This is a genomic window from Nakamurella alba, assembly GCF_009707545.1.
Taxonomy (GTDB): Bacteria; Actinomycetota; Actinomycetes; order Mycobacteriales; family Nakamurellaceae; genus Nakamurella; species Nakamurella alba.
The window spans coordinates 676545-701170 of the sequence record NZ_WLYK01000005.1 but is presented as its reverse complement, the minus strand read 5'-3'; the positions used below and the strand labels follow the sequence as shown (position 1 = coordinate 701170).

At 73.0% G+C, this 24626-nt stretch carries 19 protein-coding genes and 1 riboswitch; of the genes, 11 read left to right on the top strand and 8 right to left on the bottom strand.

Features of this window, described 5'->3' with window-relative positions; genetic code table 11:
• The first annotated feature begins 41 nt into the window (after positions 1–41).
• Complete coding sequence (locus tag GIS00_RS15195; protein WP_154769233.1) at positions 42–1220, top strand: N-acetylmuramoyl-L-alanine amidase; 1179 nt, start codon at positions 42–44, stop codon at positions 1218–1220.
• A gap of 72 nt (positions 1221–1292) precedes the next feature.
• Here the strand turns inward: GIS00_RS15195 and GIS00_RS15190 are convergent, their stop codons facing one another.
• The 4 genes from GIS00_RS15190 to GIS00_RS15175 are packed head-to-tail and all read right to left on the bottom strand — an operon-like array spanning position 1293 to position 6459.
• Positions 1293–4025, bottom strand: coding sequence for a helix-turn-helix transcriptional regulator (locus tag GIS00_RS15190; RefSeq protein WP_154769232.1), 2733 nt, complete (start codon positions 4023–4025; stop codon positions 1293–1295).
• A complete protein-coding gene (locus tag GIS00_RS15185) occupies positions 4022–4843 on the bottom strand; it encodes an alpha/beta fold hydrolase (RefSeq protein WP_154769231.1) in 822 nt (273 codons plus the stop codon). Before GIS00_RS15185 ends, GIS00_RS15190 begins: the two co-directional genes overlap by 4 nt.
• Positions 4844–4879: 36 nt before the next feature.
• Positions 4880–5668 (bottom strand): SDR family NAD(P)-dependent oxidoreductase, encoded by a 789-nt coding sequence (locus GIS00_RS15180; RefSeq protein ID WP_154769230.1) that lies wholly within the window; start codon positions 5666–5668, stop codon positions 4880–4882.
• Positions 5668–6459 (bottom strand): alpha/beta hydrolase, encoded by a 792-nt coding sequence (locus GIS00_RS15175; RefSeq protein ID WP_322097984.1) that lies wholly within the window; start codon positions 6457–6459, stop codon positions 5668–5670. The genes GIS00_RS15180 and GIS00_RS15175 overlap by 1 nt, the downstream gene beginning before the upstream one ends.
• A 323-nt stretch (positions 6460–6782) precedes the next feature.
• Here GIS00_RS15175 and GIS00_RS15170 point away from each other — a divergent pair, with 323 nt between their 5' ends.
• The 4 genes from GIS00_RS15170 to GIS00_RS15155 all read left to right on the top strand — a co-directional run bounded on the left by GIS00_RS15170 (position 6783) and on the right by GIS00_RS15155 (position 10848).
• A complete protein-coding gene (locus GIS00_RS15170; protein ID WP_154769229.1) occupies positions 6783–9002 on the top strand; it encodes an MMPL family transporter in 2220 nt (739 codons plus the stop codon).
• Between the two features lie 87 nt (positions 9003–9089).
• Positions 9090–9533, top strand: a complete 444-nt coding sequence (locus tag GIS00_RS15165) for a MarR family winged helix-turn-helix transcriptional regulator (RefSeq protein WP_154769338.1) — start codon at positions 9090–9092, stop codon at positions 9531–9533.
• 77 nt (positions 9534–9610) lie between these two features.
• Positions 9611–10033 carry an organic hydroperoxide resistance protein gene (locus GIS00_RS15160; protein WP_154769228.1) on the top strand — a complete coding sequence of 141 codons (423 nt, stop codon included), beginning with the start codon at positions 9611–9613 and terminating at the stop codon, positions 10031–10033.
• Positions 10034–10302: 269 nt separating this feature from the next.
• Positions 10303–10848, top strand: a complete 546-nt coding sequence (locus GIS00_RS15155; protein WP_154769337.1) for an alpha/beta hydrolase family protein — start codon at positions 10303–10305, stop codon at positions 10846–10848.
• A gap of 12 nt (positions 10849–10860) precedes the next feature.
• On the opposite strand, the gene ku is transcribed toward GIS00_RS15155, so the two are convergent.
• A complete protein-coding gene (gene ku, locus GIS00_RS15150) occupies positions 10861–11781 on the bottom strand; it encodes a non-homologous end joining protein Ku (RefSeq protein WP_154769227.1) in 921 nt (306 codons plus the stop codon).
• Between the two features lie 113 nt (positions 11782–11894).
• Between ku and GIS00_RS15145 the strand changes: the two genes are divergently transcribed.
• Both GIS00_RS15145 and GIS00_RS15140 read left to right on the top strand, forming a co-directional pair.
• Positions 11895–12839, top strand: a complete 945-nt coding sequence (locus GIS00_RS15145; RefSeq protein WP_154769226.1) for a DNA-3-methyladenine glycosylase family protein — start codon at positions 11895–11897, stop codon at positions 12837–12839.
• Between the two features lies 1 nt (position 12840).
• The gene (locus GIS00_RS15140; protein WP_154769225.1) at positions 12841–13785 is read left to right on the top strand and encodes a CPBP family intramembrane glutamic endopeptidase; all 945 of its coding nucleotides are present in this window, start codon (positions 12841–12843) and stop codon (positions 13783–13785) included.
• A 10-nt stretch (positions 13786–13795) separates the two neighbouring features.
• Here the strand turns inward: GIS00_RS15140 and GIS00_RS28655 are convergent, their stop codons facing one another.
• Positions 13796–17959, bottom strand: coding sequence for a S8 family serine peptidase (locus GIS00_RS28655; RefSeq protein ID WP_154769224.1), 4164 nt, complete (start codon positions 17957–17959; stop codon positions 13796–13798).
• Positions 17960–18186: 227 nt separating this feature from the next.
• Between GIS00_RS28655 and GIS00_RS15130 the strand changes: the two genes are divergently transcribed.
• From GIS00_RS15130 to GIS00_RS15120, 3 genes are all read left to right on the top strand, one after another.
• Positions 18187–18828 carry an ArsR/SmtB family transcription factor gene (locus GIS00_RS15130; protein ID WP_154769223.1) on the top strand — a complete coding sequence of 214 codons (642 nt, stop codon included), beginning with the start codon at positions 18187–18189 and terminating at the stop codon, positions 18826–18828.
• A 124-nt stretch (positions 18829–18952) separates the two neighbouring features.
• Complete coding sequence (locus GIS00_RS15125; RefSeq protein WP_154769222.1) at positions 18953–19684, top strand: SRPBCC family protein; 732 nt, start codon at positions 18953–18955, stop codon at positions 19682–19684.
• Between the two features lie 78 nt (positions 19685–19762).
• On the top strand, positions 19763–19939 hold the full coding sequence (locus tag GIS00_RS15120) for a hypothetical protein (protein ID WP_154769221.1): 177 nt from the start codon (positions 19763–19765) through the stop codon (positions 19937–19939).
• Between the two features lie 555 nt (positions 19940–20494).
• Here the strand turns inward: GIS00_RS15120 and GIS00_RS29010 are convergent.
• Together GIS00_RS29010 and GIS00_RS15110 are read right to left on the bottom strand one after the other, a co-directional pair.
• Positions 20495–21760: a C40 family peptidase gene (locus GIS00_RS29010; protein WP_154769220.1), complete on the bottom strand. Its 1266-nt coding sequence runs from the start codon at positions 21758–21760 to the stop codon at positions 20495–20497.
• Between the two features lie 78 nt (positions 21761–21838).
• A riboswitch (cyclic di-AMP (ydaO/yuaA leader) is annotated at positions 21839–22001 on the bottom strand.
• Positions 22002–22402: 401 nt separating this feature from the next.
• Entirely contained in the window at positions 22403–23680 is a 1278-nt protein-coding gene (locus GIS00_RS15110) for a PQQ-dependent sugar dehydrogenase (RefSeq protein ID WP_154769219.1), read from the bottom strand.
• Positions 23681–23727: 47 nt separating this feature from the next.
• Between GIS00_RS15110 and GIS00_RS15105 the strand changes: the two genes are divergently transcribed.
• Entirely contained in the window at positions 23728–24618 is an 891-nt protein-coding gene (locus tag GIS00_RS15105) for a hypothetical protein (RefSeq protein ID WP_154769218.1), read from the top strand.
• Positions 24619–24626: the final 8 nt, after the last annotated feature.

Here is a 24626-nt window from a genome sequence, read left to right as displayed (position 1 = left end):
CCGCGCACAGGCCGACGAGTGGGCAGGACGAACGGAGAGCGATGCTGCGACGAGGTGATCACGGCCCCTCCGTCGCGGGCCTGCGCAGCGCCCTTGCCTCCCTGGGACTGCTCCCGGCCCAGGTCCCCGCCCCGGCCACCAACGGCCATGCCCGCCAGGACGAGCCGGTCTTCGACAACGAGACCGACGCCGCCGTCCGGGCCTTCCAGCAGCAGCGCGGCCTCAACGCGGACGGCATCGTCGGGCCGGCCACCACCCGCGCGCTCACCGACGCCCGGTGGAGCCTGGGTGACCGGACCCTCACCTACACCCTCTCCGCGATGATGAGCGGCGACGACGTCTACGCCCTGCAGGTCCGGCTGGCCGAGTTCGGCTACAACACCGGGCGCCCGGACGGCCGGTTCGGTCCGCTCACCGACGCGTGCGTCCGCAACTTCCAGCGTGACCGGGGGCTGCCCGAGGACGGTGTGTTCGGCGCCGCCACCTTCCGTGAGCTGACCCGGATGCGTCCGATGGTCACCGGCGGGCGCCCGCACTACCTGCGCGAGCACCACAACCTGCGGCAGTCCGGACCGCGGCTCCGCGGCAAGCGCATCGTCATCGATCCCGCGCACGGCGGCAGCGATCCAGGCTGGGTGGTCGACACCGACGACGGCGAGGTCCGCGCCGCCGACCTGACCTACGACATCGCCCGTCGGCTCGAGGGCCGGATGGTCGCGACCGGCATGGACACCTTCGTCACCCGTGGACCGGGTCAGAACCCGACCTCGGAGGAGCGGGCGGCGCTGGCCAACGAGGTCGACGCCGACCTGCTGATCAGCCTGCACATCGACGGGTCGACCTCGGCACAGGCCAGCGGCCTGGCCACCTTCCACTTCGGATCCGACTCCGGCGCCACCTCCACCGTCGGCGAGACGCTCGCCGAGCTGGTGCAGAAGGAACTGGTCGCGCGCACCCAGCTCACCGACTGCCGGGTGCACCACCGCACCTGGGAGCTGCTGCGGCTGACCCGGATGCCGGCGATCCAGATCGAGCTGGGCTACCTGTCACACCCGATCGAGCGGGCCCGGCTGCTGCGCGACGACTTCCGCAACACGCTGGCCGACGGGATCCTGGTCGCGGTGAAGCGGCTGTACCTGGACGGCCGGGACGACCCGCACACCGGCACCTTCACCTTCTCCGAGCTGCTGGCGCACGAAGAGTCCGTCCGCGGCGCCTGACGACGCCCGGATCACTCGGCGCACAGGCTGCCGGCCCTACCTCGGTCGGCTTCGAGCGGCTCAGCTTCTCGATCAGGCCAGCGCCTGGGCCAGCTCCCGGCGTGAACGCAGACCGAGCTTGCGGAACACCTTGGTCAGGTGGAACTCCACGGTCGAGCGGGTGACGAAGAGTTGCGCGGCGATCTCCGCGTTGGTGGCCCCGCCGGCGGCCAGTGCGGCCACCTGCCGCTCCTGCGCCGTGAGCAGCTCGGACGACCGGTGTCTCGGGGCGAGCGCCTGCCCGCCGCTGGCCTCGAGGCCGGCCAGGGCGCGGGCAGAGAAGAGGACGGCCCTCATGGCGTCGAACAGCTCGTGGGCGCGGGCGAACTGCTGACGTGCCTCGTCGCGGCGCCCGGCCGCGGCCAGCCACTCGCCGTGCAGCAGCCGGGTCCGGGCGAGTTCGGTCTGCATGCCGACCGCACCGAACGCCTCCCCGGCCTCCTCGAAAAGCTTGTCGACGTCGTCCCCGGTCCCCGGCAGCAGCGCCCGGGACCGGGCCAGGCCGCCGAGGGCCCACGGCGTCCGGACCGCCAGCGCCCGTACGGTCAGCCGGTCCAGCGCGAGCCGCGCGACCGCGGGCTCGCCGCAGCCGGCGGCTGCCTCGACCAGGTCCGGCAGCGCCTGGCTGGCGGTCGGGTAGTCGTCGGCGCGGACCAGCGGCTCGAGGACGGTCAGTGCCGCCCGGTGGTCTCCCCGGCTCAACTCGAGGATGCCCATCGCCCGCACCGCGATCCAGTGCGTCCCGCGGACCCGGTTCTTCAGCGCCTCGGCGGCGTGGCGCCGGGCGTCGGCCTCGTCCCCCCGCCAGGCGGCGAGTTCCACCCGCATCGCGTTCCCGCCCCGGTCGGTCCCGATCGAGCGCTCGAACTCCTCGCTCTCGGCGAGGTGGGTCTCCGCGTCGTCGAGGCGGCCCTCCCAGGTCTCGCTCTTGGCGATGGCAGCCGTGCTGAGCCGCAGCAGGAGCAAGGTGCCCCGACGTCGTTCGAGCGCGTTCGAGTGCTCGAGGACGACCCGGCGGCTGTCCAGGTCGAAGAGGTCGTCGACCAGCAGGCTGGTGGGGATCGCCAGACCGAGGCCCGGTAGCTCGTTCCCCGCCCGGGCGGCCGCGACGGCGCGCTGCATGGCCGGTACGGCCTGGAGGTAGCCGATCCCGAAGCGGGTCGCGAACGCCTCCAGGAACAGGTCGACCAACCCCGGTTCGCCGTCGGGCGGTGGTAGCGCCAGGGCCGCGCGGGCCACCCGCGACAGCGTCGAGTGGTCCTCGGTGTCGCCGAGTGAGAGCGCGAAAAGCAGTGCCTCGAGCATGATCTCGCGGGCCAACGTCGGCGCCACGCCCACCAGCGACTCGGCCGCCTGCTGCAGCGCCGGCACCCCGGTGAACCGCAGCGTCTGGGACACCTGCAGGAGCGCCCGCATCCGCCGGCTGTTGGCCCGTAGGACGGGATGGTCGAGGTCGGGGTCCGCCTCGTCGAGTTTCTCCTGGGCGGTGGCCCGGTCACCGGCCAACAGGTGCGCCCGCGCGCAGTCGAACAGGCGCATGGCCCGCTTCTCGGGTTCCGGGGTCAACTCGGCCGCCAGCGACAGGAACGATGCCTCGGCGGCGTGCCCGCCGCGCCGCGCCGCCCGGCCGGCCGACTCCTCGAGCATCCGGGCGACGGCCTCGTCGTGACCGACCGTCGCCCGGGCGAGGTGCCATGCCCGGTGGTCGGGTTGCCGATGCTGATCGCTTGCCGCGGCCAGGGCCCGGTGGACGCGGCGTCGGTCGGAGCCGGAGGCGCCCGAGTAGACCGCGGAGCGGAACAGCGGGTGGCTGAAGACGATGCGGGCACCGGCGGTGAGCACCCCCGCGTCCTCCGCGGCCTCGGCGTGCGAGGGCTCGAGGCCGAGTGTCCCCAGCGCCCGCCACAGCAGGGCGGGCTCCTCGGGCGGGGCCGCCGCGGCGGCGAGGACCAGCAGCTGGGTGTCGGTCGGGAGCTCCCGGATCCGGCCCAGGAACGTCTGCTCCAAGGAGGAGCCGTGCGGAAGAGCAGCGGGGAGGAGTTCGGAACCGGCCAGCTGGTCGGCGCTCAGGTCCTCGGCCAGCGCGATCAGGGCGAGCGGGTTCCCGGCGGTGCCGGTGAACAGCCGGTGCACGACGCGGCTCGACAACGCCCGCGGCTGCCGGTCGGCCAGCAGTTGCGCGGCCTCCGGTTCGGTCAGACCGGCCACGAGGTGGGCGTCGATGCCCTGCAACCTCGGTGGCGGGGCACCGCGGTCGGGGCGGGTGCCGAAGACGATCCCGAGGCTCTCGGCACCCAATCGGCGCGCGACGAAGGCCAGCGTGTCCAGCGACTCCGGATCGAGCCAGTGCGCGTCGTCGAAGAGGCACAGCCACGGCAGTTCCGCGGCCACGTCGGCCAACAGGGTCATCACCCCCAGCCCGATCACGAACCGGTCGGCGGCGGCGTCGACGCTGTGGCCGAGCGCCGATTCCAGTGCCCGGCGCTGCGGTTCCGGCAGGCGTGGCAACCGGTCCAGCACCGGCAGCAGCAGCCGGTGCAGACCGGCGAAGGCGAGGTGCCGTTCGGACTCGACCCCTGTCACGACGCTCACCCGCAGGTCGGCGGCGGAGGCGGCCAGCGTCTGGAGCAGCCGGGTCTTGCCGATCCCGGCCTCACCCACCAGCACGAGGGCCCCGCTCATGCCGTCCCGGACGGAGGCCAGCAGGTCGTCCATCAGGCGGAGCTCTGCCGCCCGGCCGACCAGCCGGCCCCCGCCGGTGCTCATCGGCCGGATGCGGCGACGATCAGGGCCGTGACGGCCTCCGGGTGGCTGACCATGACCGCGTGCGAGCTGTTGATCTCCACGGTCCTCGACCCCGCACGGGCGGCCATGGCCCGTTGGGCCTGGACCGGGATCGCCTGGTCCTGCTTCGCGACGAGGTAGTAGGACGGCACCGTCTTCCAGGCCGGGACCGCGGCCGGCGTTCCGAGCGCGGACAGCGCCAAGGGTCGCTGTGCCGCGGCCATGACCGCCGCCTTCGCCGCGGGCACGTCGGCCGCGAACACGGCACGGAAGTAGGCCGGGTCGATGTAGCCGTCCGCGTCGCCGTCGGGCGCGCCGGGGTACGGCCGCGCCACGACGTGCTGGGGCAGCAGCGACGTACCGCCACCCAGAGCACCTGCGGCGCCGAGCGTCTCACCCTCGGCCGGTGCGTAGGCGGCCAGGAAGACCAGCGCCTTCACCCGCGGGATGCCGACGGCCGCCTCGCTCATCACCGCACCACCGTACGAGTGCCCGACCAGGACCACCGGGCCGGGGATGGTACTCAGCACGGACCGGAGGTACGCGGCGTCCGGATGCAGGCCGCGCAACGGGTTGGCCACGGCGAGGACGGGGTAGCCGAGGACCTGCAGTTCCTTGATCGTCTCGGTGAACCCCGAGGAGTCGGCGAAGGCGCCGTGGACCAGGACGACGGTCGGTCGGGTCTTCTGTTGCGCGGTCGCCGACGCGACGCCGGACGTGGTCAGGACGGCGGCGGCCACGGTGGCCAGCAGCGTCACCAGGCCTCCCCGCAGGGTGGTGCGGAACTGGCTGCGATTCATCGCTTTTCCTCTCTGAGGAGCGTGTCGGATGGGGTGTCACAGGCCGGCACTGAGGCCTCCGTCGATCAGGAGCTCGGTGCCGGTGATGTTGCCGCCGCGCGGTGAGGCCAGCAGCAGGACCACGTCGGCGACCTCCTCGGGCCGGGTGAAGCGGCCGGTGGCGGTACCCGCCACCGCCTGCGCGGCGACGTCCTCCGGGCGCCGGCCCGTCCGGGAGGACAGGGTCTCGGCCACTCCGCCGGCGCCCAGCCAGAGCGGGGTCTCCACCGGGCCGGGGCTGATCCAGTTGACCCGGACCCCCCGGGGCCCGAATTCCTTCGACAGCGACTTGCAGAAGTTGCTCAGGGCGCCCTTGGCAGCGCTGTAGTCGATGACGAGGGGATCGGGCAGGGAGGCGTTGACCGAACTGATCGTCACCACGGTGGACGGCGTGCGTTCCAGCAGGTGGGGCAACGCGGCGCGGGTCGTCCGCACCGCGACCATCAGGTTGATCCCGAGCGCCCACTCCCAGTCGGCGTCCGAGACGGCGAGGAACCCGTCGACGCGGGGTCTGACCGCCCCGACGTTGTTGACCAGGACGTCGATGCCGCCGTACGTCGAGACCGCCTCCCGGACAACATGCGCCGGTCCGTCGGGATCCGTCAGGTCGACCAGGACGATGTGCACCTCGCCGGTCGAGGCGAGCGCGGTCAGCTCGTCGCTGCCCTCCCGGGCGGCGGCCACCACGCGTACCCCCTCGGCGCTGAGCGCACGCGCGACGGACAGCCCGATGCCCCGGCCAGCCCCGGTCACCAGGGCCACCTTGCCGGCCAGTCCGAGGTCCATCAGAGCGACTGCTTCGTGAGCCAGGACAGGCAGGCCTCGGCGATCTCGGTCCAGCCGTGGTCGATCGTCAGGGAGTGCGCCCGGTCGGGGAACTCCAGGATGTCGGTGACCGCCTCGGAGTGCCGGTACTGGCGGAGCGTGGCCTTCACGACGGCCTCGGGGACGGTGTTGTCCTGTCCGCCCATGATCAGCAGCAACGGTCCGCGGTTCTGGTTGTCGGTGGCGACCTTGGCCGGCGAGTGCGGGTTGAAGTTGCTGGCCGCCGCCTCGAACAGCGGCTTGCCGGGCGCGGGGATCGCCCAGGCGTCGTACAACTGCCGCGATTCCTCCTCGGAGACGGTGTTGGTGAAGGCGAACCGGAACTGTTCGTGGGTCAGGGTGACGGCCCGGTGCCTGTTGGCCGGGTTCCTGAACACCGGCAGCGTGGCGCGCAGGGCCGACAGGGGCAGCGGGAGAACACCCTTGATCTGGGCGGCGTCGATGGCGATCGCGGCCACCGCCAGATCCTGGCCGAGGAGCTTCTGGGCGATCATCCCGCCGAACGAGTGCCCGACGAGAATCGGCTTGCTGTCGAGGGTGTCGATGATCGCCGCGTAGTGCTCGACGACGTCGTCGATACCGTGGTCGGCGATCGCCTCGGGATTGAGGCGGGCCTCCTGCACCGTGTCTGCGTCGCCGGGCCAGCCGGGTGCCAGGGGCAGGTAGCCGGCGTCGGCGAAGCGTTCGCACCAGCCGGTCCAGGACACGGCGTGCAGCCACAGGCCGTGGATGAAGATGACGGGAGTGCTCACAGGGAGTGCCTCTCTGCCGCAGGGGATGTGGACCTCCGAAGAGGACCACGGAGGGCCGCCACGGGGCACCGGGGAACCACCCCAGTGTTCGAGGACTGGGGTGGCCGGCCGATCGCACTGCGGTCGGTCGGGGTCGGACGCTCCGCGACCCTCCGGCTGCCGCACCTGCACGCGGTCCCGGTCGCCACGGGCGACGCCGGCGTGAATGATCACGGGCGACGCCGGCGTGAATGATGGGGAACGCCGGTCCGGGCCGGTGACGCCCGGAGTTCGGGGATCTCCCGGATCCCGCTGCCGGTCCCGGGTCTGGCAAGGTCTGTGCCATGACCGAGCACCCCACCCGGCCCGCCACCCGCCCCGCCCGGTCGGGTGTGATCCGCGGGCTCGGCATCGTCGGGGTGCTGGTGCTCTGGCTGGCGATCGCGTCGTTCGGCGGCCCGTCGATCGGGAAACTCTCGTCGGTGCAGTCGAACTCGGCCGAGGCGTTCCTGCCGACCTCCGCCGAGTCGGCCCGGGCGGCGGAGCTCGCCAAGGGGTTCACCCAAGGCGATGCGCTCCCCGCCTTCGTCGTGTTCACCACTCCGGAGGGCAGCTCCGCCACCGCCGACCAGCTCGCCTCCTGGCAGGCCTGGGCCACCGCACTGCCCGGGATCGCCGTGGACCGCGACGGTACCTCGCTCGGCACCGTCGGCGACTATCTCGCGGGACCGCCGCCTGCGCTGATCCCGTCGCAGGACGGGGTCGCCGGACTGGTTGTCGTCCCGTTGTCGTCGTCGAAGGCGAACGACCGGGCCGGCGACGCCGAGCCGCCGCTGGACGCGGTCATCGAGGCACTGCGGACCGGGGCGGAGGCGGCGGCCGCCGGCGGTGAGGCGCACGTCGCCGGGTCGGCCGGGTTGATCGCCGACCTCGGGGCGGCCTTCGCCGGGATCGACGGGCTGCTGCTGCTCGTCGCTCTCGGCGCGGTGCTGGTGATCCTGTTCCTGGTCTACCGGGCCGTCGCGCTGCCGTTCGCGGTGCTGCTCACCTCGGTGTTCGGCCTGTCGATGGCCGGCGGGATCGTCTACCTGCTGGCTTCCGCCGACGTGCTGACCCTGAACGGGCAGAGCCAGGGCATCCTCTTCATCCTCACCGTCGGCGCGGCCACCGACTACGGCCTGCTGCTGGTCTCCCGGTTCCGCGAGGAGCTGGAGCACACCGACTCGGTGCCCACCGCGATGTCGCGGGCCTGGCGGGCCTGCCTGGAGCCGATCGCCGCCAGCGCCGGGACGGTCATCATCGGCCTGCTGTGCCTGTTGCTCTCCGACCTCAGTTCGAACAAGTCGCTCGGCCCGGTGGGTGCGATCGGCATCGCCTCCGCGTTCGTCGCCGCGCTGACCCTGCTGCCGGCCCTGCTGCTGACCGGCCGCTGGCTGTTCTGGCCGCGCATCCCGAAGCGGGCCGCGGTCGCGGCCGACCCCGGCCATGATCCCGACGATGCCGAACTGGCTGCGGCGCACGGTATCTGGGCGCGGGTCGCGCGACTGGTCGGCCGGCATCCGCGGCGGATCTGGGTGATCACCGCCGCGGTCCTGGCCGCGGCCTGCATCGCGGTGCCGACGTTCAAGGCCTCCGGCACGGCCGAGACCGACGTGTTCCTCACCGATGTCGACTCCATCGCCGGTACCGATGCACTCGCCGCGCACTTCCCCGGTGGGTCCGGCAACCCGATCCTGGTCATCGCCCCGGAGGGTTCCGCCGACGCGGTGATCACGGCACTGGGTGCGGTCCCCGACCTGGTCGGCCCGGCGACGGTGACCACGGTGACCGGGACGCAGACGCCGCTGGTGGTCGACGGCCGGGTGGAGCTGCAGGTCACCGCCTCGACCGAGATCGGCACTGCTGCCGGCGAGGACACCGTGCGGGCCGTCCGGGCAGCAGTGCACGCACTGCCGGCCGGCGGCGAGATCCTGGTCGGCGGCAATGCCGCGGTGCAGCTGGACACCCTCGAGACGTCGCAGCACGACCTGCGGATCATCATCCCGGCGATCCTGCTGGCGGTGCTGCTGGTGCTGATCCTGCTGCTGCGGGCACTGATCGCGCCGCTCCTGCTGCTGCTCGCCACGCTGCTGAGTTTCGGTACGGCGATGGGGATCTCGGCGTTGGTGTTCAACCATCTGTTCGACTTCCCCGGCGCCGATCCGGCCGTCCCGCTGTTCGCCTTCGTGTTCCTGGTGGCACTCGGCGTGGACTACTCGATCTTCCTGATGACCCGGGCGCGGGAGGAGGTGGCGCTGCACGGGCCGCGCGACGGGGTGCTGCGGTCGTTGACGGTGACCGGCGGCGTGATCACCAGCGCGGGGGTGGTGCTGGCCGCGACCTTCGCGGCGCTGTCGGTGATCCCGATCCTGTTCCTCGCGCAGATCGCCTTCATCGTCGCCTTCGGCGTGCTGCTCGACACCCTGGTCGTCCGCACCCTGCTGGTCCCCGCCCTCGCCGTCGACGCCGGCCGCTTCGCCTGGTGGCCGATCCCCCCGAAACCCCGCTCCCACCAACGCCGCTGAGCTTCCGGCTGAACATGGCGGCCTGGCGGCCGCGCCGCGGATTAGTTGTACACAACCAAGTTGTGTACGATCGATCTCGTGAACCACATGCCGGGTCCGGATCAGCAGCTGTGTGTCGCCGTCTACCGGGCGGCGCACGCCTTCACTGCGGTGTACCGGCCGCTGCTGGAGCCGTTCGGGCTGACCTACCCGCAGTACGTCACGATGCTGACGCTGTGGGAGGCGGGACGGATCGGGCGGCCGACGGCGACGGTGCGTGAGCTCGGCGACCGGCTGGATCTGGATTCCGGCACGCTCTCGCCGCTGCTCCGCCGCCTCACCGACGCCGGGCTCGTGGTCCGCCGCCGGGAGGGATCCGACGGTCGCACCGTCCAGGTGCACCTCACCGAACAGGGCCGGGCACTCGAGCAGCAGTTGCTGCACGTTCCGGCCCAGGTCGCCGGCTGCACGCAGTTCGGACCGGCGGACGTCGGCCGGTTGATCGGCGAACTGCACGCGCTCACCGACCAGCTGCGCGGCGCCGAGGTCTGAACCGGCTGCAGCACCCCCACGCCACGGAGAGGCCGCACCAGCCGGCCCCGATGCACCGACAGATCAGGAGATCTCTCATGGAAGCCCTCTACACCGCCTCCGCCACCGCCACCGGTGACGGCCGCAACGGCCACTCCCGCAGCTCCGACGGCATTCTCGACCTCGACCTGGCCGTCCCGGTCGAGATGGGCGGCGCCGGCGGTCACACCAATCCGGAGCAGCTCTTCGCCGCCGGCTACGCGGCCTGTTTCCACAGCGCACTGAAGGCCGTCGCCCGGGCCGGCAAGGTCAGCATCTCCGACACGGCGATCACCGCAGACGTCGCGATCGGCCCGAACGGTCAGGGCGGGTTCCAGCTCGCGGTCGCGCTGCACGTCGAGCTGTCCGGGCTGGACCAGGCGGCCGCCGAGCAGCTGGTCGAGCAGGCCCACCAGGTCTGCCCGTACTCGAACGCCACCCGCGGCAACATCGAGGTCACGCTGGACACCATCGTCGCCTGACGTCAAGCGCTGCAGCTGATGTCAGGCACAGCACCGGTCCGTGCTCGCCGAGTGGCGTCACAGGATCGGACGCCGCTTTCCCTGAGATCACCGGGCCCGCAACCGGGTCCACGCACCGCCACGGGCGGGCACCGGGTTACCGTGACCCGGTGCCCGCCCGCGCCGCTTCCACCCCCGCATCGACCTCCGCCGCCGCTCCCGCTCCGGGCCCCGACGACCAGCCCGCACCACGTCGCCAATTCACCGCCCGCACCGAGGGACCCGCCGGACTGATCCTCACCCCCGGCGCCGGTGCGGGCCGGGACAACCGGACCCTGGTGACCCTCGAGCAGAAGCTGTCCCCGCTGCCGTGCCGGCGTCTCGACTTCCCGTACCGCACCGCCGGGAAGAAGATGCCGGACCGACCACCGGTCGCGGTGTCGTTCCTGCGCGAGCAGGCCGGCGCGTTCGCTGCTGAACTCGGCGTGCCCGGCGACCGACTGCTGCTCGGCGGCCGCTCCTACGGCGGCCGGATGTGCTCGATGGCGGTGGCCGAAGGTGTGCCGGCGGCCGGCCTGGTGCTGCTCAGCTACCCGCTGCACCCGCCGGGCAAGCCGGAGAACCTGCGGATCGCGCACTTCCCGGACATCACCGTGCCGGTGCTGTTCGTGTCCGGACGCGCCGATCCTTTCGGCACACCCGACGAGTTCGAGCACCATGTCGCGGCGATCCCGGCGCGGGTCACCGTGACATGGGTCAACGGCGGCCACTCCCCCACTGCCGACGGCCTGGTCGCCGAGCTGGTGGCCGAATGGATCGCCGGACTGCCCGCCTGACCCGGACCCGGATCAGGCCGACTTGGTGCGCCGCGCCCTGGGTTTCGCGGCCGGCTTGGCCACCGCATCACCCTCGCCGCCGACCGCCTTCTTGGCGGCGGCGGTGGCCCGCTTCGGCTTCGCGGCCGGTTCCGCCGCGGCCGCCGTCTCGTCCGCCTCGCCCTTGTGCCGCTTCACCGACCGCTGCAGCGCGGCCAGCAGGTCCAGCACCTCGGCGTCGTCGTCGTCCTCCGCCGGCTTGTCCGGGAACGCCTGCTCCCCTTCGAGTTTCGCCTCGATCATCTGCTCGAGCTCGATCCGGTAGCGGTCCTCGTGCTGCTCCGGATGGAAGTCGTCGGCGTAGGAGTCGACCAGCAGCGCGGCCATCTGCTTCTCCGCCGCGGACAGGTCGGCCGGCTTGTCCAGCGACTCGAAGGAGATCTGCCGGACCTCGTCCGGCCAGCGCAGCGCCTGCAGCACCAGCACGTCATCGCGCACCCGCAGCGCCGCCAGCCGGGTCTTCTGCCGCAGCGCGAAGTTCACGATGGCGACCCGGTCGGTGTCGGCCAGCGTCTCGCGCAGCAGCACGTACGCCTTGGTCGACTTGCCCGCCGGCTCCAGCACGTAGCTGTTCTCGTAGAGCACCGGGTCGATCTGCTCGGACGGCACGAACGACAACAGGTCGATCTCCCGTTCGGTGCTCACCGGCAGGCTCTTGAGGTCCTCGTCGGTGATCCGCGCGGTACGGCCGTCGTCGGACTCGAACGACTTCGCGATGTCGCCGAACGCCACCACCTCGCCGCAGGCCTCGCAGGTCCGCTGGTACCGGATCCGTCCTCCGTCGGTCGCGTGCACCTGGTGGAACTTGATGTCGCGGTCCTCGGTCGCCGAGTAGACGGCGACCGGCACGTTGACCAGTCCGAAGACCAGGGAGCCCTTCCAGATCGAGCGCATGCACCCATTCTGCGGGTCGAAACCCTGAAGCAACAGTCCAGACCTTGCACCTCTGCGGGTCCCGACCGCCACCGCTCACCGGGACCGTCGGTCCGGTACGGCACCCTGGAGGGATGACCGCGCCCACCACGACGCCGCTCGCCTCCATCTGGCGACCCGGCCGACCGGTGGACCTGCACTCCACCCTGGGGCCGCTGCGTCGCGGCGCGGGCGACCCGGCGTTGCGCCTCGGGCACGACGAGGCCTGGCGGGTCAGCACCACGCCGGCCGGTCCGGCCACCCTGCACCTGCGGGTCCGCGGTGGCAGCACCGACGCCGCGGAGGTGCAGGCGACGGCCTGGGGCCCGGGGGCCGGCTGGTTCCTGGACCAGGTCCCGGAGCTGCTGGGAGAGGGGGACGACTGGTCGGAACTCGACGTGTCCTCGCACCTGTTGCTCACCCGGACCCGGCACCGGCTGCCCGGCCTGCGCATCCCGCGCACCGGCCTGGTCTGGGAATCCCTGGCCCCGGCGATCCTGGAGCAGAAGGTGCTGGGCGTGGACGCCTGGCTGTCCTATCGGCAGTTGATCCGGCGATTCGGTGCGATCCCGCCCGGGCCCGCGCCGGACGGCATGCGGCTGTTCCCCACGCCTGCACACTGGCGGGGGGTGCCGTCCTGGGAGTTCCACCGGGCCGGCGTCGACCCGAAGCGGGCGGCCACCGCCATGCGCGCCGCCCGGGTGGCCGACGCCCTGGAGCGCACGCTGACCCGCGGCCGCGGCGGCCCGGAGGTCGCGGCCGTGCTGACCGCCGTCCCCGGGATCGGGCCGTGGACCGCCGCGGAGGTCATGCAGAAGGCGCACGGCGATCCGGACACGGTCAGCGTCGGGGACTACCACCTCGCCCACTTCGTCGGGTCCGCGCTGATCGGCCGTCGGGTGGACGACGACGGCATGCTGGAGCTGCTGGAGCCGTGGCGCGGCCACCGGCACCGGGTGGTCCGGCTGATCGAGTGCAGCGGCGCCACCAACCCGCGGTTCGGCCCGCGGATGGCGCGGATCGACTACCGGGGGATCTGACATGGTGCGCACCGACGGTCCCCCGGATCCCTGGGCGCCGCCCGCCCCGACCGCCTCGCCGGCCCCGCCCGGTGCCGCCGCCCCGCCTCACGACGCAACCGCCTGGGCCGAGCCCATCACCCAACCGCTGCCGGCCATCCTGGCCGCACCCGCCGACACCACGCCGGGCCGCCGACCCGACGGACCGACACATGGCCGGGGCGACGGCCGGTGGTCGCTGGTCGACGTCCTGGCCGGATTCGGCCTGGTGCTGGTGCTCAGCGCCGCGCTGTCCTGGCCGTTCGGCGTGTTCGAGGGCATCCCGCGGGAGGTCTCGCTGCTCGTCGCCGGGTTCCTGCCGATCTGGCTCGGCCTGACCGGAGCGGCCTGGTGGGCGTCCCGGCGGCACGGGACCGGAAATTTGCGCAGGGATCTCGGTCTGGTGATCAAGCCCGTCGACCTCGCCATCGGCCTCGGGGTCGGGCTCGGCATGCGCGTCGTGTCGGTCATCCTCACCCTGGCGATCAGCGCGCTACAGGGCGGCGTCGGCCGCGGCAACCTCGAGTCGGTGACCTCCGGCATCGGCGACGTCGCGCTGGTGCTCAACCTGGTCGTCGGCGCCACGCTGATCGCGCCGGTGGTGGAGGAACTGTTCTTCCGCGGACTGCTGATCCGGTCGTCGATGTCGAGCCTGCAGCGCCGGCTCACCCCCGCGCAGCTCACCGATCCGGCCCGCCAGGCGCGCTGCCGGTGGATCACCGTCGGACTGTCGTCGGTGCTGTTCGTGGTGCTGCACCTGCCGGAGCTGACCGACCCCTACTCGGTGCTGCCGCTCGGCACGAGCCTGCTGCTGATGGGCGGCGTGTGTGCGCTGCTGACCATGCACACCGGGCGGTTGGGCAGCGCGATCGTCGCGCACATGACGTTCAACGGCGTCGCCGCGGTTGTCACCCTCACCCAGCTCTGACCCGGGACGGTCAGCGCAGCTCCAGGCGGTCCACCGCGGCCGCTGCAGCGACCGAGCTCTGCAGTTCGACGCGGACGACCGTCGCGGTGTCGGCCCCCGGGATCGTGAGAACCGCTGTTCGCCACCCGGTCTGCACGGCTCCCGGGCCGAGCGCGGTGCCGGTGGCCGGGAAGGTCGGCAGCGTCGCGGTGGCCAACCGGACCGCGACGGTCGACCGGACGACACCGCCGGCGCTGCGGGTGGTGATCACCAGCCGGGTGTCCGCGCCGGATGCGCCGAGCAGGTCGTAGCGCAGCCGCACCGTACGGTCCTTCGCCGAGGCCACCATCGGCAGGGTCAGCGACAAGGAGGCGGCGGGGCCGCCGGTGGTGGAGAGCAGGCCGATCCGCCGCGACCCGTCCGGTGCGGTCACCGGGCCGATCCCGTCCAGCACCTGGGTGGTCCCGGTCCGGGTCCACGCGGTCAGGTCACCGGTCTCGAAGCCGCCGCGGACCACCGTCTCGAAGGTGTCCAGGACGCCGGATCCCATGCCGTCGCCGGGTGACCCTCCGGCCGCGGCGATCAGCCGCGAACGTACCTGCGCGTCCGAGGCGGTGGGTTGCTTGGCGAGCACGGCCGCCGCGGCGCCGGCGACCATCGGAGCCGACATCGAGGTGCCGCTCTCGCTGGCCCGGCCACCGCCCGGCCAGGTGGAGACGATGTCGGTCCCGGGAGCCGAGATGTCCACGTAGGAACCGTGGTTGGAGAACTCAGAGCGGGTGCCGGACCGGTCGGTCGACCCGACCGTCAGCAGGTTGTTCACGTACGTGGTGCCGCCGAAGGTCTCGGATCCGGTGAAGCCGGCCGGGTAGTCGACCTCGTTCCGGGTCGAGCAGCCGTTGAAGTAGTAGGTCGCGCCGCCGCAGTTCCCCGCCGCGGTGACCACCAGCATCGACGCCGCCGCCGCTTCCTGCAGCGCCTCGGCCACCACCTCGGACCGCGGGTAGCCGCCGAGTGACAGGTTCAGCACCCGGGCGCCGTGCGCCGCTGCGTACCGGATCGCCTGCGCCAGTTGGGCTGCCGTCCCGCAGGCCCGGCCCTCGCAGAGCACTATCGGCATGATCCGGGCGGACCAGTCGACCCCGGCCACCGCGCGCCCGTTGTTGCCGGCGGCGGCGATGATCCCGGCGACGTGCGTGCCGTGGTCGTCCTCCGGGCCGGCCGCGGTGTTCGTACCGCCGTCGAGCACGTTGATCCCGGGCAGGATCCGGCCCACCAGATCCGGGTGGTCCTGGTCGATCCCGGTGTCGGCGACCGCCACCACCACCGGCGCGCCCTGCCCTGTGGCCCAGAGCTCGTCGGTCCGGGTGGCCGGCATCGACCACTGCTCGGCGTAGGCCGGGTCGTTCGGGGTGAGCGCGGAACCCTCACCTACGGGGTCGGTCTCGACCGCGGCGACCCCCGGCAGCGCCTCGATCCGGCCGGCCAGCAGCTCCAGGGTCCCGGCGGCCGCGACGGCCGGGAACCCGACCTGCCAGGAGTCACCGACCCGGCCGAGTACCTCGCCACCGACCCGGTCGGCGGCGGAACTGATCACCGCCGGGTCGATGTGCTCGTCGAGCCGGACCAGCAAGGTGTCGGACCGCACCTGCTCACCGGCGACGGTGATCACCGCATCCGGCGGGCTTGTCGCCGCATCCACCGGCAGACCTGCCGGGGTGACCTGCAGGGTGACCGTCCGACTCTGCGCCGGGGCGCCGTCGATGGTGCCGACGGCACGGATCCCGACGCTCGACGCGGTCGACCGCACCGCCACCGATCCGGTCGAAACGCCGTCCCCGGCAACGAGATCCGGCGAACGTCCGTCGTCCCGCAGGAACCCGAGCCGGACGTTCGAGGCATCGCGGATCTCCACCGCGCCGGTCCGCACACCCAGCGCCACCGAGCTCATGACCACCGTGGTGGACACGCCCGAGGTGATCGCGGCGGTGTCGACGGCGAGCGTCATCGGGGCGGTGTCGGCCCGGGCGGTGATCGGGGTGAGCAGCCGTCCGACGGTCCGGCCCCCCGTCCAGGACGTGGTCAGGGTCGCGGCGAACTGCGTCGAGGCGGCGGCCGGCACGGTGTAGCTCGCCGCAGAAGCGACCCGGACCGAGGTACCGGGGGCGAGATCGTCCGGGCGAAGAGTGGTTCCGGTGCCGGCCGGGGTGTCCACCCGGACGGCGACCGACCGGGCGGTGCCGTCGCTCCCGGCCGGCAGGTCAGCGACGGTGACCACCGATCCGTGGCCGGGATCCGAGAAGTCCACCCGGACGGCGACTCTCGCGGCATCGCAGGCGGAACCGGCGGCGCACGCGGCGATCCGGGCGAGCTGCGACCCGGTCAGCCGCGGGTGGTAGCGGAAGGCCAGGGTGGTCCCGGAGGCGGTGCATGACCCGGAGTCTGCGGCGCACGGGACCGCCGTCGGCAGGGTCGCCTCCACCACCCCGGACCGCAGGGCGGAAGAGGCGCACCCGGCGGCGGCCCCGCCGGGACAGCGGGTGGCCAGTACCGCGGCGGCGGTGGTGTTCACCGTCTGCTCGGTCGGCAGCGCCCGCCAGCCGGCGGCCGTGTGGATCTCGATCCAGGCCTGCACCTCGGTGACGCACGCGCCACCCGCGGTCGTGCACGCCGACGGCAGCACCCCGGGGCCGGACGGGACCAGGCGCACGGTGCCGGACACCGTCGGGTCCCCGGGGGTGGACAGGCAGGAGCCGGTCGGGTCGTTCCGCATCGCCACCGCGTACCGGACCGTCGCGCCGGGCGCGGCGCCCGGGATCGCCGACCCGTCCGGCGCGGTGAGGCGGGAGGACACCGAGGGGGTGCAGGCGGTGACGGCGACCGTGGCCGCGACACCGCCGGGGAGGTACCAGCCGGCGAGATCGATGACCACGTGCTGCTGCCCGGTGCTGACACCGGTCACGGTGACGGTGCCGTCCGCTCCGACCGGGACCAGCACAGTGGTGGTGAGGGTCTGCCCGGCGGGGTAGTTGAGCACGGTGGCCGCCCGGCCGCCCGCGGTCGGGCCGACGGTCAGGTAGCCGGCGGCGGTGGGGCCGACGACGGAGACGGCGAGCGCGACGGCGGTGGCGCCTTCGGCCGGCACCCCGCCGCGGCCCAGCACCCGGACCGCCACGGCCTTCCCGGGCCCGACGGAACGGTTCGTCCGGGTGTCCAGCAGCCGCGCGGCCGGTCCGGTCTGCAGCGTCCCGGCGGCGGACGCCCTGCCGCCCGCGACGTACCCGGCGACATCGATGACGACGTGGGTGCGGCCGGGGACGCCCGGGGTGATCGCGATCCGGCCGTCGGCGGACACCGGCACCACGGCGAAGGCGGTGGTGCTCCGCCCCGACGAGAAGTTCAGCACCGTGGCCGGAGCGGATCCGGTGCCGCCCAGTCGCAGGTAGCCGCCGCCGACCGGGGCCACTGCCGTCACGGTGACCAGCACTGCGCTCACCCCCGCCGGCACCCCGGCCCGGCCGTACACCGGCACCGGCAGCGGCGTCGATCCGGTGACCGTGCCGCGTCGCAGACCCAGACCGGTGCGGGTGTCGGCCAGCCGGGTGCCGGTGGCCAGGGCGGTGAACCCACCGGCGACCGCGGTGCCGCTGCGGGTCCAGCCGAGCAGGTCGACGACCAGGTGGGCGTGCCCGGCGACGGCGGTGGGCAGGTTGGCGATCCGGAAGCGGCCGTCGCCGCCCAGGGTGACCAGCGCGGTGGCGGTACCGCTGCTGCCCGCGGTGTAGTTGAGCTGGGCGACACCCGGCCGCGTCGTGCCGTCCGGGTAGGCGGTGAGGAAACCGGACGTGGTCGGCGCGACGGCGGTGATCTGGATCAGCACGGCGGCGACGCCGCTCGACGGCACCCAGCCGCGGACCCGGACGGGGAGCGATCCGTTGCCCACCACGCCCTGTCGGGCTCCGGTACCGATCCGGGTGTCCAGGATCCGGGCCGGGGTGATCGGGACGTAGCCGCCGGCGACACCTCCGCCCGCGGTCTGCGTGGTGGGGGTGCTGGTGCTCGGGGCCTGGGTGGTCGCGGTCGGGGTGGCCGGTGCGGGCGCGGCCAGGACCTGGACCGGCGTGACGAACTGGAGGAGGCCGGCGAGCAGGGCCGCGACGAGCATCGCGATGCGTGCCCGTGGCGCGCCTGTCATCCGTCACCTCCACCGTTCCGTCACCCCTGGTGACGATGCCCCGGGTGGCGGTGTCCGGTGCCCGCTGATTGTCCCCGACACCCTGTGGTGCATCGGTCTCTGCCACACGGTTGCCCTGCTGTTTCGCCCGCCCGGACCGCCATGAGGCGCATCACCCACGAGGCGAACACCGACCGACAGATACAACTGTCTTGACAACATTTCCTTTCGGTGCGAGGGTGATCGCCATGGACGAGGTGGCGGTCATCGAGGATCCGGCGGCGGCGGAGGTCGTCCTGGATCCGGTCCGGGCCGGGCTGCTGGCGGCCCTGGTCAGTCCGGGGTCCGCCAGCACCCTCGCCGCGTCGGTGGGGCTGTCCCGGCAGAAGGTGAACTACCACCTGCACGCCCTCGAACGGGTCGGGCTGATCGAGCTGGTCGAGGAGCGCCGCAAGGGCAACATGACCGAGCGGGTACTGAAGGCGGTGGCCGCGTCGTTCGTGATCTCCCCCGCCGCGCTCCTGCCGGTCGCGCCCGACCCGGCGCGCTCCCGAGACGAGTACTCCGCCGGGTGGTTGCTGGCGCTGTCCGCCCGGTTGGTGCGGGAGGTCGGCACCCTGGTGGCCGGCGCGCGGGCCGCCGGGCAACCGCTGGCCACCTTCGCCGGCGACACCCGGATCGACTTCGCCTCCGCCGCCGACCGCGCCGCCTTCGCCCGCGAACTCGCGGCGTCGGTCGACGAGCTGGTCGACCGCTACCACCGCCCGCAGGCACCCGGCGCGCGCGGGCACCGCCTGGTGCTCGCCATGCACCCGACCCTGCGCGAGACCGGTGACGGTGCAGCTGTTTCCGGTCCGAAGGCCGTCCGCACGTCCGCACCACCGACCTGACGTCTCCCGCACCACCCGCAGCGATCCCCCCACATCACCGGCTGCGTTCCCCCGGAACCACCCACCGCGATTCCCCCACACCACCCACCGCACTGCCCACCGCACGGACCCCGAGGAGCACCCCATGACCGGCAAGCGTTTCGACATCGCCCGCACCTTCGACGTGGAGGGCACCCCTGAGCAGGTGTTCGACGCCGTGACCACGAACGTCGGCGGCTGGCTGTGGCCGATGGAGTTCGAGCCGCGGGTGGGTGGTGCCGCTGCGTTCGGCGGCGTGGTCACCGTCTGGGACCCGCCGCACCACTTCGTCACCCGGGTCGACGGCGAGGACGGTTGGTTCAACCAGCTCGAGCACGAGATCTCCGCCCGCCCGGGCGGCGCGACCGTCCGCTACGTGCACAGCGGGGTGATCACCGAGGACTGGGACACCCAGTACGACGGCGCCGACCAGCACACCGACTTCTACCTGCACACGCTCCGCCAGTACGTCCAGCACTTCGCCGGCCGCACCGTCAGCTACTCGGAGGCGACGGCTCCCGCCTCCTCGCAGAACCCGGAAGGACTGCGCACCCTGCTGCTCGCCCTGGGGATCGGGGACGGGGTGCAGCAGGGCGACCGGATCCAACTCGCGCTGCCGGCGGTCGGCGTGGTCGTCGATGTCGAGGTCGACCACCGGAACCACGCCTTCATCGGCCTGCGCACCGACGACGCGCTCATCCGCATCTTCGGCCGCAACTTCTTCGGCGCCCCGGTCGCCGTCACCGTCCACCGCTTCCCGGACGCCGATGCCGACGGCCCGACCGCCGAGGCCGTCAGCGCGGCCTGGCAGCAGCGTCTGGACGAGATCTACGCCTGAGGTTGCGTCGGGTCGGACTGTTCACATCCACCCGCGCGGACGGCGAGGATTTCCGCTCCTTGGTGTTTCATGGGAGCCATGACCAGCCCTGAACACCCCCGTGACGAGGGATCCATCGCCGACACCCAGATGTTCCGTCGGTTCGTCGAGGAGGAGGAGCCGGTACGGAACGGGATGCCGGGCTGGGCCTGGCCGGTCATCATCTGCGCGCTCGTCGCCTGCGCCGCGCTGATCGTGGTCCTCGTCACCCGCTGACCTTCGTCGGTCCTGCCGGCCCTGTCCGGTCGGCTCGTCCGGGGCGTTCCCGCTGGAACGCCCCGGACTTTCGTGTGTGCGGGCACCGGCGGATCCGCCAGGTCGTCCGCGCGCCGTCACCGGTCGGGTGCCGGCCGCCGGATGTCGCTCCCTCCGCTCCGCCGTCGATCCGGTCCGAGATCCGGCCGGTTCCCGCTGGTCCCTGACCCGGGGGCCGGCATCCAGTCCCGGGAGAATCCGGGACCGTTTCCATCGGTGGGCGGTGGAAACGGTCCCTGATCCCGAGCCCGGGGCCACTCGGGCGGAGCAGGTGCGCGACATCAGGCGACTCTCCCGCTGGTACATCCCCGGGGGCCCACGCCGACGTGCCCGCAGGAATCGCGGGCCCACCTTTCCACCGGTGGGCGAGGTGAAACGGTCCCCGACCCGGCCCGCCAGCCGCACAGTCGGCCCGCCGGATCAGCCGGCGCCGGCCCCCCGGCGGCGGAACACATGCCCACAACGCCGAAGAGCCCGCCCCGGATCAGGGGCGGGCTCTTCGAGAAGCAGTGAGGATCAGCGCGGGACGCGGTGTCCGGTCGGGTTCGGGCCCGCACCGTCGACCGGCACCAGCACGACACCGACGCTGTAGGTGGCGGCGCTGACGACCATGCCGTCGCCGACGTAGATCGCGACGTGGCTCACCGGGCTGTAGTAGGTGACCAGGTCACCGGGCTGCAGCTGGTCCAGCGGCACCGACGGCAGCTCGGCCTGCAGGTAGCTGGCCCGCGGGATCCCGATGCCGGCCTGGCCCCACGCCCAGGTGGTCAGACCCGAGCAGTCGAAGGCGTCCGGGCCGTCACAGGCGTAGCAGTAGCCGGCGCCGACCTTGGTCAGCGCCGCCTGCGCGGCGATCTGGCCGAGCTGGTCGCCACCGGACACGGCCGGCGGGGCGGCCGCCTCGGTGGTGGGCGCCGGTTCTTCGGCGGGCGGGGCCGCCTCGGAGACAGGCGCCTCGGAGGCCGGCGCCACCAGGGTGTCGGCCTCGGCCGCGGCGCTGGTGGACGGCGCGGCGGCGGCAGCAGCGGCGGCTTCGCGGGCGGCGGCCTCCTCGGCGGCGGCCTGCTGCGCGGCAAGCGCGGCGGCCCGGGCCTCGGACTCCCGACGGGCCTGCTCGGCGGCACGCTCCGCGGCCAGCCGCTCCTCCTCCGACAGCTTGTCGTAGAGGGCCTTGGCGTCGGAGACCGCAGTGTCCATGGCGGTCTTCTTGGCGGCGGCCTCGGTCTCGGCCTTGGTGGCGGCCTCGGCGGCGGTGGCCGCCTCGGTCGCGGCCTGGGTCGCGGTCACCGCGGCGGACGCGGCCTTGGTGGACTCGGTCGCGGCGTCGGCCTTCGCCTGCAGCGCGGTGTCCATCGTGGCGTGGGTGTCGGCGGCGACCCGCTCGACGGCGGTGGCCTGGTCGAGGAAGTCCTCGGCGGAGTCGGCGGTGAGCAGCAGGCTCATCGTCCCGGTCCGCGCGCCGCGGAAGGTGGCGCTGGCGAACTGGTCGAGATCCGACTGGTAGCTCTTGGCGGTTGCGGCGGCCTTCTCGGCGGTGGTCTTCGCGGTGCCGGCGGCCTTCTCGGCGGCGACCTGGGCGGCGGCGGCCTTCTTCGAGGCGGCGTCCGCGTCGGCCTTGGCCTGCTTCGCGCCGTTGAGCGCCTCGGCGGAGATCTCGGCCTGGCGCTGCGACTCCTCCCAGGCCGTCTTCGCCTCGGAGGCGGTGCCCGGCTCGTCGGTGCCGACCGGGTCCGCGGCGGCCGGCAGCGCGCCGATCAGCCCGAACAGCGTTGTCGCGGCCACGCCCAGAGCAAGTGCCCGCAGACCTCGCGGGCGGCGCCGAAGTTCCGGCGTCGATGCATGTGTCGCCAAGACGGCGAAACCCTTCTTCCTTGCCGCCTACCGGGTTAGCTGACGGATTCGGGCCAGGAAGTGGCCCTACCCCCGACCTCCGCGAAGGCGCGTAGCTCAGGGGATTCACCCCAGTGGAACCTTGGGTTCCCGGCTCGACTCCCCGACGGCGTCGACTCGGCGGTGACCTCCCGATCCCCGACCGGCGATCCAACTGAAGGTCTCGGTCAGATTACGAGACGGACACTGATGTGTCTAGCTGAGGTCTCAACTGTGTAGCGGCTGTCAGCTGCGGCTGTCGACTCCCGGACCCGGGCAGGAGCGCCGGAGGACCCACGGCGCACGATTCGGACCAAGAATGGCCTATCGGACACCCCCAGGTCCACTTCGGAGCTGATGGTTCACACCGATCACACAGCGACAAGGCCGTCGGCCGCACCCACCCGACCGCATCGACGCCGCAGCGTTGCGCCGGGCGGGTTTCGTTGCGCCGACCGGGTCGACTTCCTGATCCACGATCCGCGCCTCGTCACCCTGAGGTGGTGGCCGGTCCCGAGAAGAGTGCCCGACAGGTCGGCGAACGGCGGGGCCGGATCAGGCCGCCGGTGCGACCCGGAGGATCTCGTCCCGTCCGCCCCCGTTGGAGGTCGTGACGTACAGCGCCCCGTCCGGGCCGCTCTGCACGGTGCGCAGCCGGCCATGGGTGCCGGACAGCTCGGCGATGGTCGAGGTCCCGCGGACCGCCCCGGCGCGGTCGATCCGGAAGACCTGCAGCGACTCGCCGCCCAGTGCCGCGACGGCCAGCGCGCCGTCGAGCTCACCCCACTGCGGTCCGTCGATCCACGTCGCACCGGACCAACCCGCCGTCGTGGCGCCGCTGGTCGCGACCGCCTCCTGCACCTGACCCAGGGCCGGGTCGGTCATCGGTACCGATTCGTCGTAGCCGGGCCCGTCGACCGGGACCGGGTCGTACCCGAAGTTGCCGCCGGAGACCGGGGCGTTGATCTCGTCCTCGACACCGGCGCCGTGCTCCACCGTCCAGACCTGCCCGGTTCCCGGCCGCAGCGCGAGTCCCTGCACGTTCCGGTGGCCGTAGCTGAAGACCAGGCGGGTGGCCGGGTCGTCCGACTCGAGGAACGGGTTGTCCGGCGCCGGCGCCCCGGAGGTGGTGACCCGCAGGATCTTGCCGTTGAGGGCGCCGAGGTCCTGCGGGTGACTGCCGACCGCCGCGTCGCCGGTGCCGATCACCAACGTGCCCCGTTGGTCGAACCGCAGTCGGCAGCCGCCGTGCCGTCCGGTGGTGATGTCGATCCCGGTGACCACCGGATCCGGCACCCGCACCGCCCGGGTGTAGCCGGCATCGAGGGTCCACGCGACCACCCGGACGTCCCGCACCCCGCCGAGGTGTCCCATGCAGGTGTAGACGGTCCGGTTCGACGCGAAGCTCGGATCGACGACCATGCCCATCAGCCCGGTCTCGCCCGCCACCCAGAGGTCGGACAGGTCCGCCTCGATCCGCACCAGTTCGCCGTCCGGGCGCAGCGCCGAGAACCCTCCCCCGCGTTCGTCGAACAACATCGTCCCGTCGGGGGTGAACGTGACGTCCCACGGGATGTCGAGGCCGGACACCAGGGTGCGCACCTCGACTCCACCCCGGCCGGACGGGGTCGGGGTGGGGACGGGGGTCACCTCCGACGCGCTGCCCGGGCTGCTGGACCCGGGTGTCGGGGACGGCGCCGACGGCGATGGGGTGCCGGCGGCCGGCGGTTGCACAGCGGCCGGGGTGGCCCCCGAGGTGCACGCTGCGAGCACGACACCCAGCAGCACCAGCGGCACGGTCCACCCCGTGCGACGCCCCGGTCCCACGGCCATGGGTCGCACCGTACCCAGCGGAGGCGCCGCGCGGCAGAATGTTCGGTGTGACGGACGACCGGGTTGCCGAAGCGGTGCAGCAGCTGTATGCGGCACCGCTCGACCGATTCCTGCCGTTACGTACCGAATTGGCGAAAGATGCCCGGACGTCGAAAGATCGGGAGGCGGCCACCGCGATCGCCGCGCTGCGCAAGCCGACTCGCCCTGCACATGCACTGAACCTGTTGGCCCGCACGGCTCCTGATGCGATCGACGATCTCCTGCAGCTCGGTCAGGAGCTGCGCAGTGCGCAACGCTCCGCCGACGGGCCGCTGCTGCGCGAGCTGGGTGCCCGCCGCCGCGAGTTGGTCGCAGAGCTCATCGGCCTGGCGGTGGAGGCGGCCGACTGGCCCGACGCCACGCCGGCGGTCCGCGACGAGATCGGCACCACGCTGAACGGCGCGCTCGGCGACGACCAGCTCGCCACCGGCCTGCGCACCGGCACCCTGCAGCGCCCCGGCAGCTGGGACGGCTTCGGCCCCGACATCTCCCCGCAGCTCACCCTGATCCGGGGCGGTGCCGACACACCGGGCCCGTCGGTGCAGCAGGACCGGGACCGCAAGCAGCGCAAGGCGGATCGCGCCGCCGAGGACCACCGGCGGCGCGGCGTCGCCGCACGCGAACGGGAGCGGGTGGCCGCGGCACAGGAGGCCGACCGGGTCGGCAGGCACAAGGCACGCTTGGCATCCGCGACCGAGACGCTGGAGAAGGCGCGGGCCGCGGAGCAGACCGCCACTTCCGCCCTGGATGACGCCCAGCTCGAGATCACCGTGCTGGAGAAGCGTCTGGCGACGCTGAAGTCCGAGATGACCGACCACCGGAAGCTGCTGGCCCGGGCCGGCGCAGCCGTGCAGAAGGCCGAACGCGAGGTGGAGCGGATCGAGCGGCAGGGGTCCTGAGTCCGCCG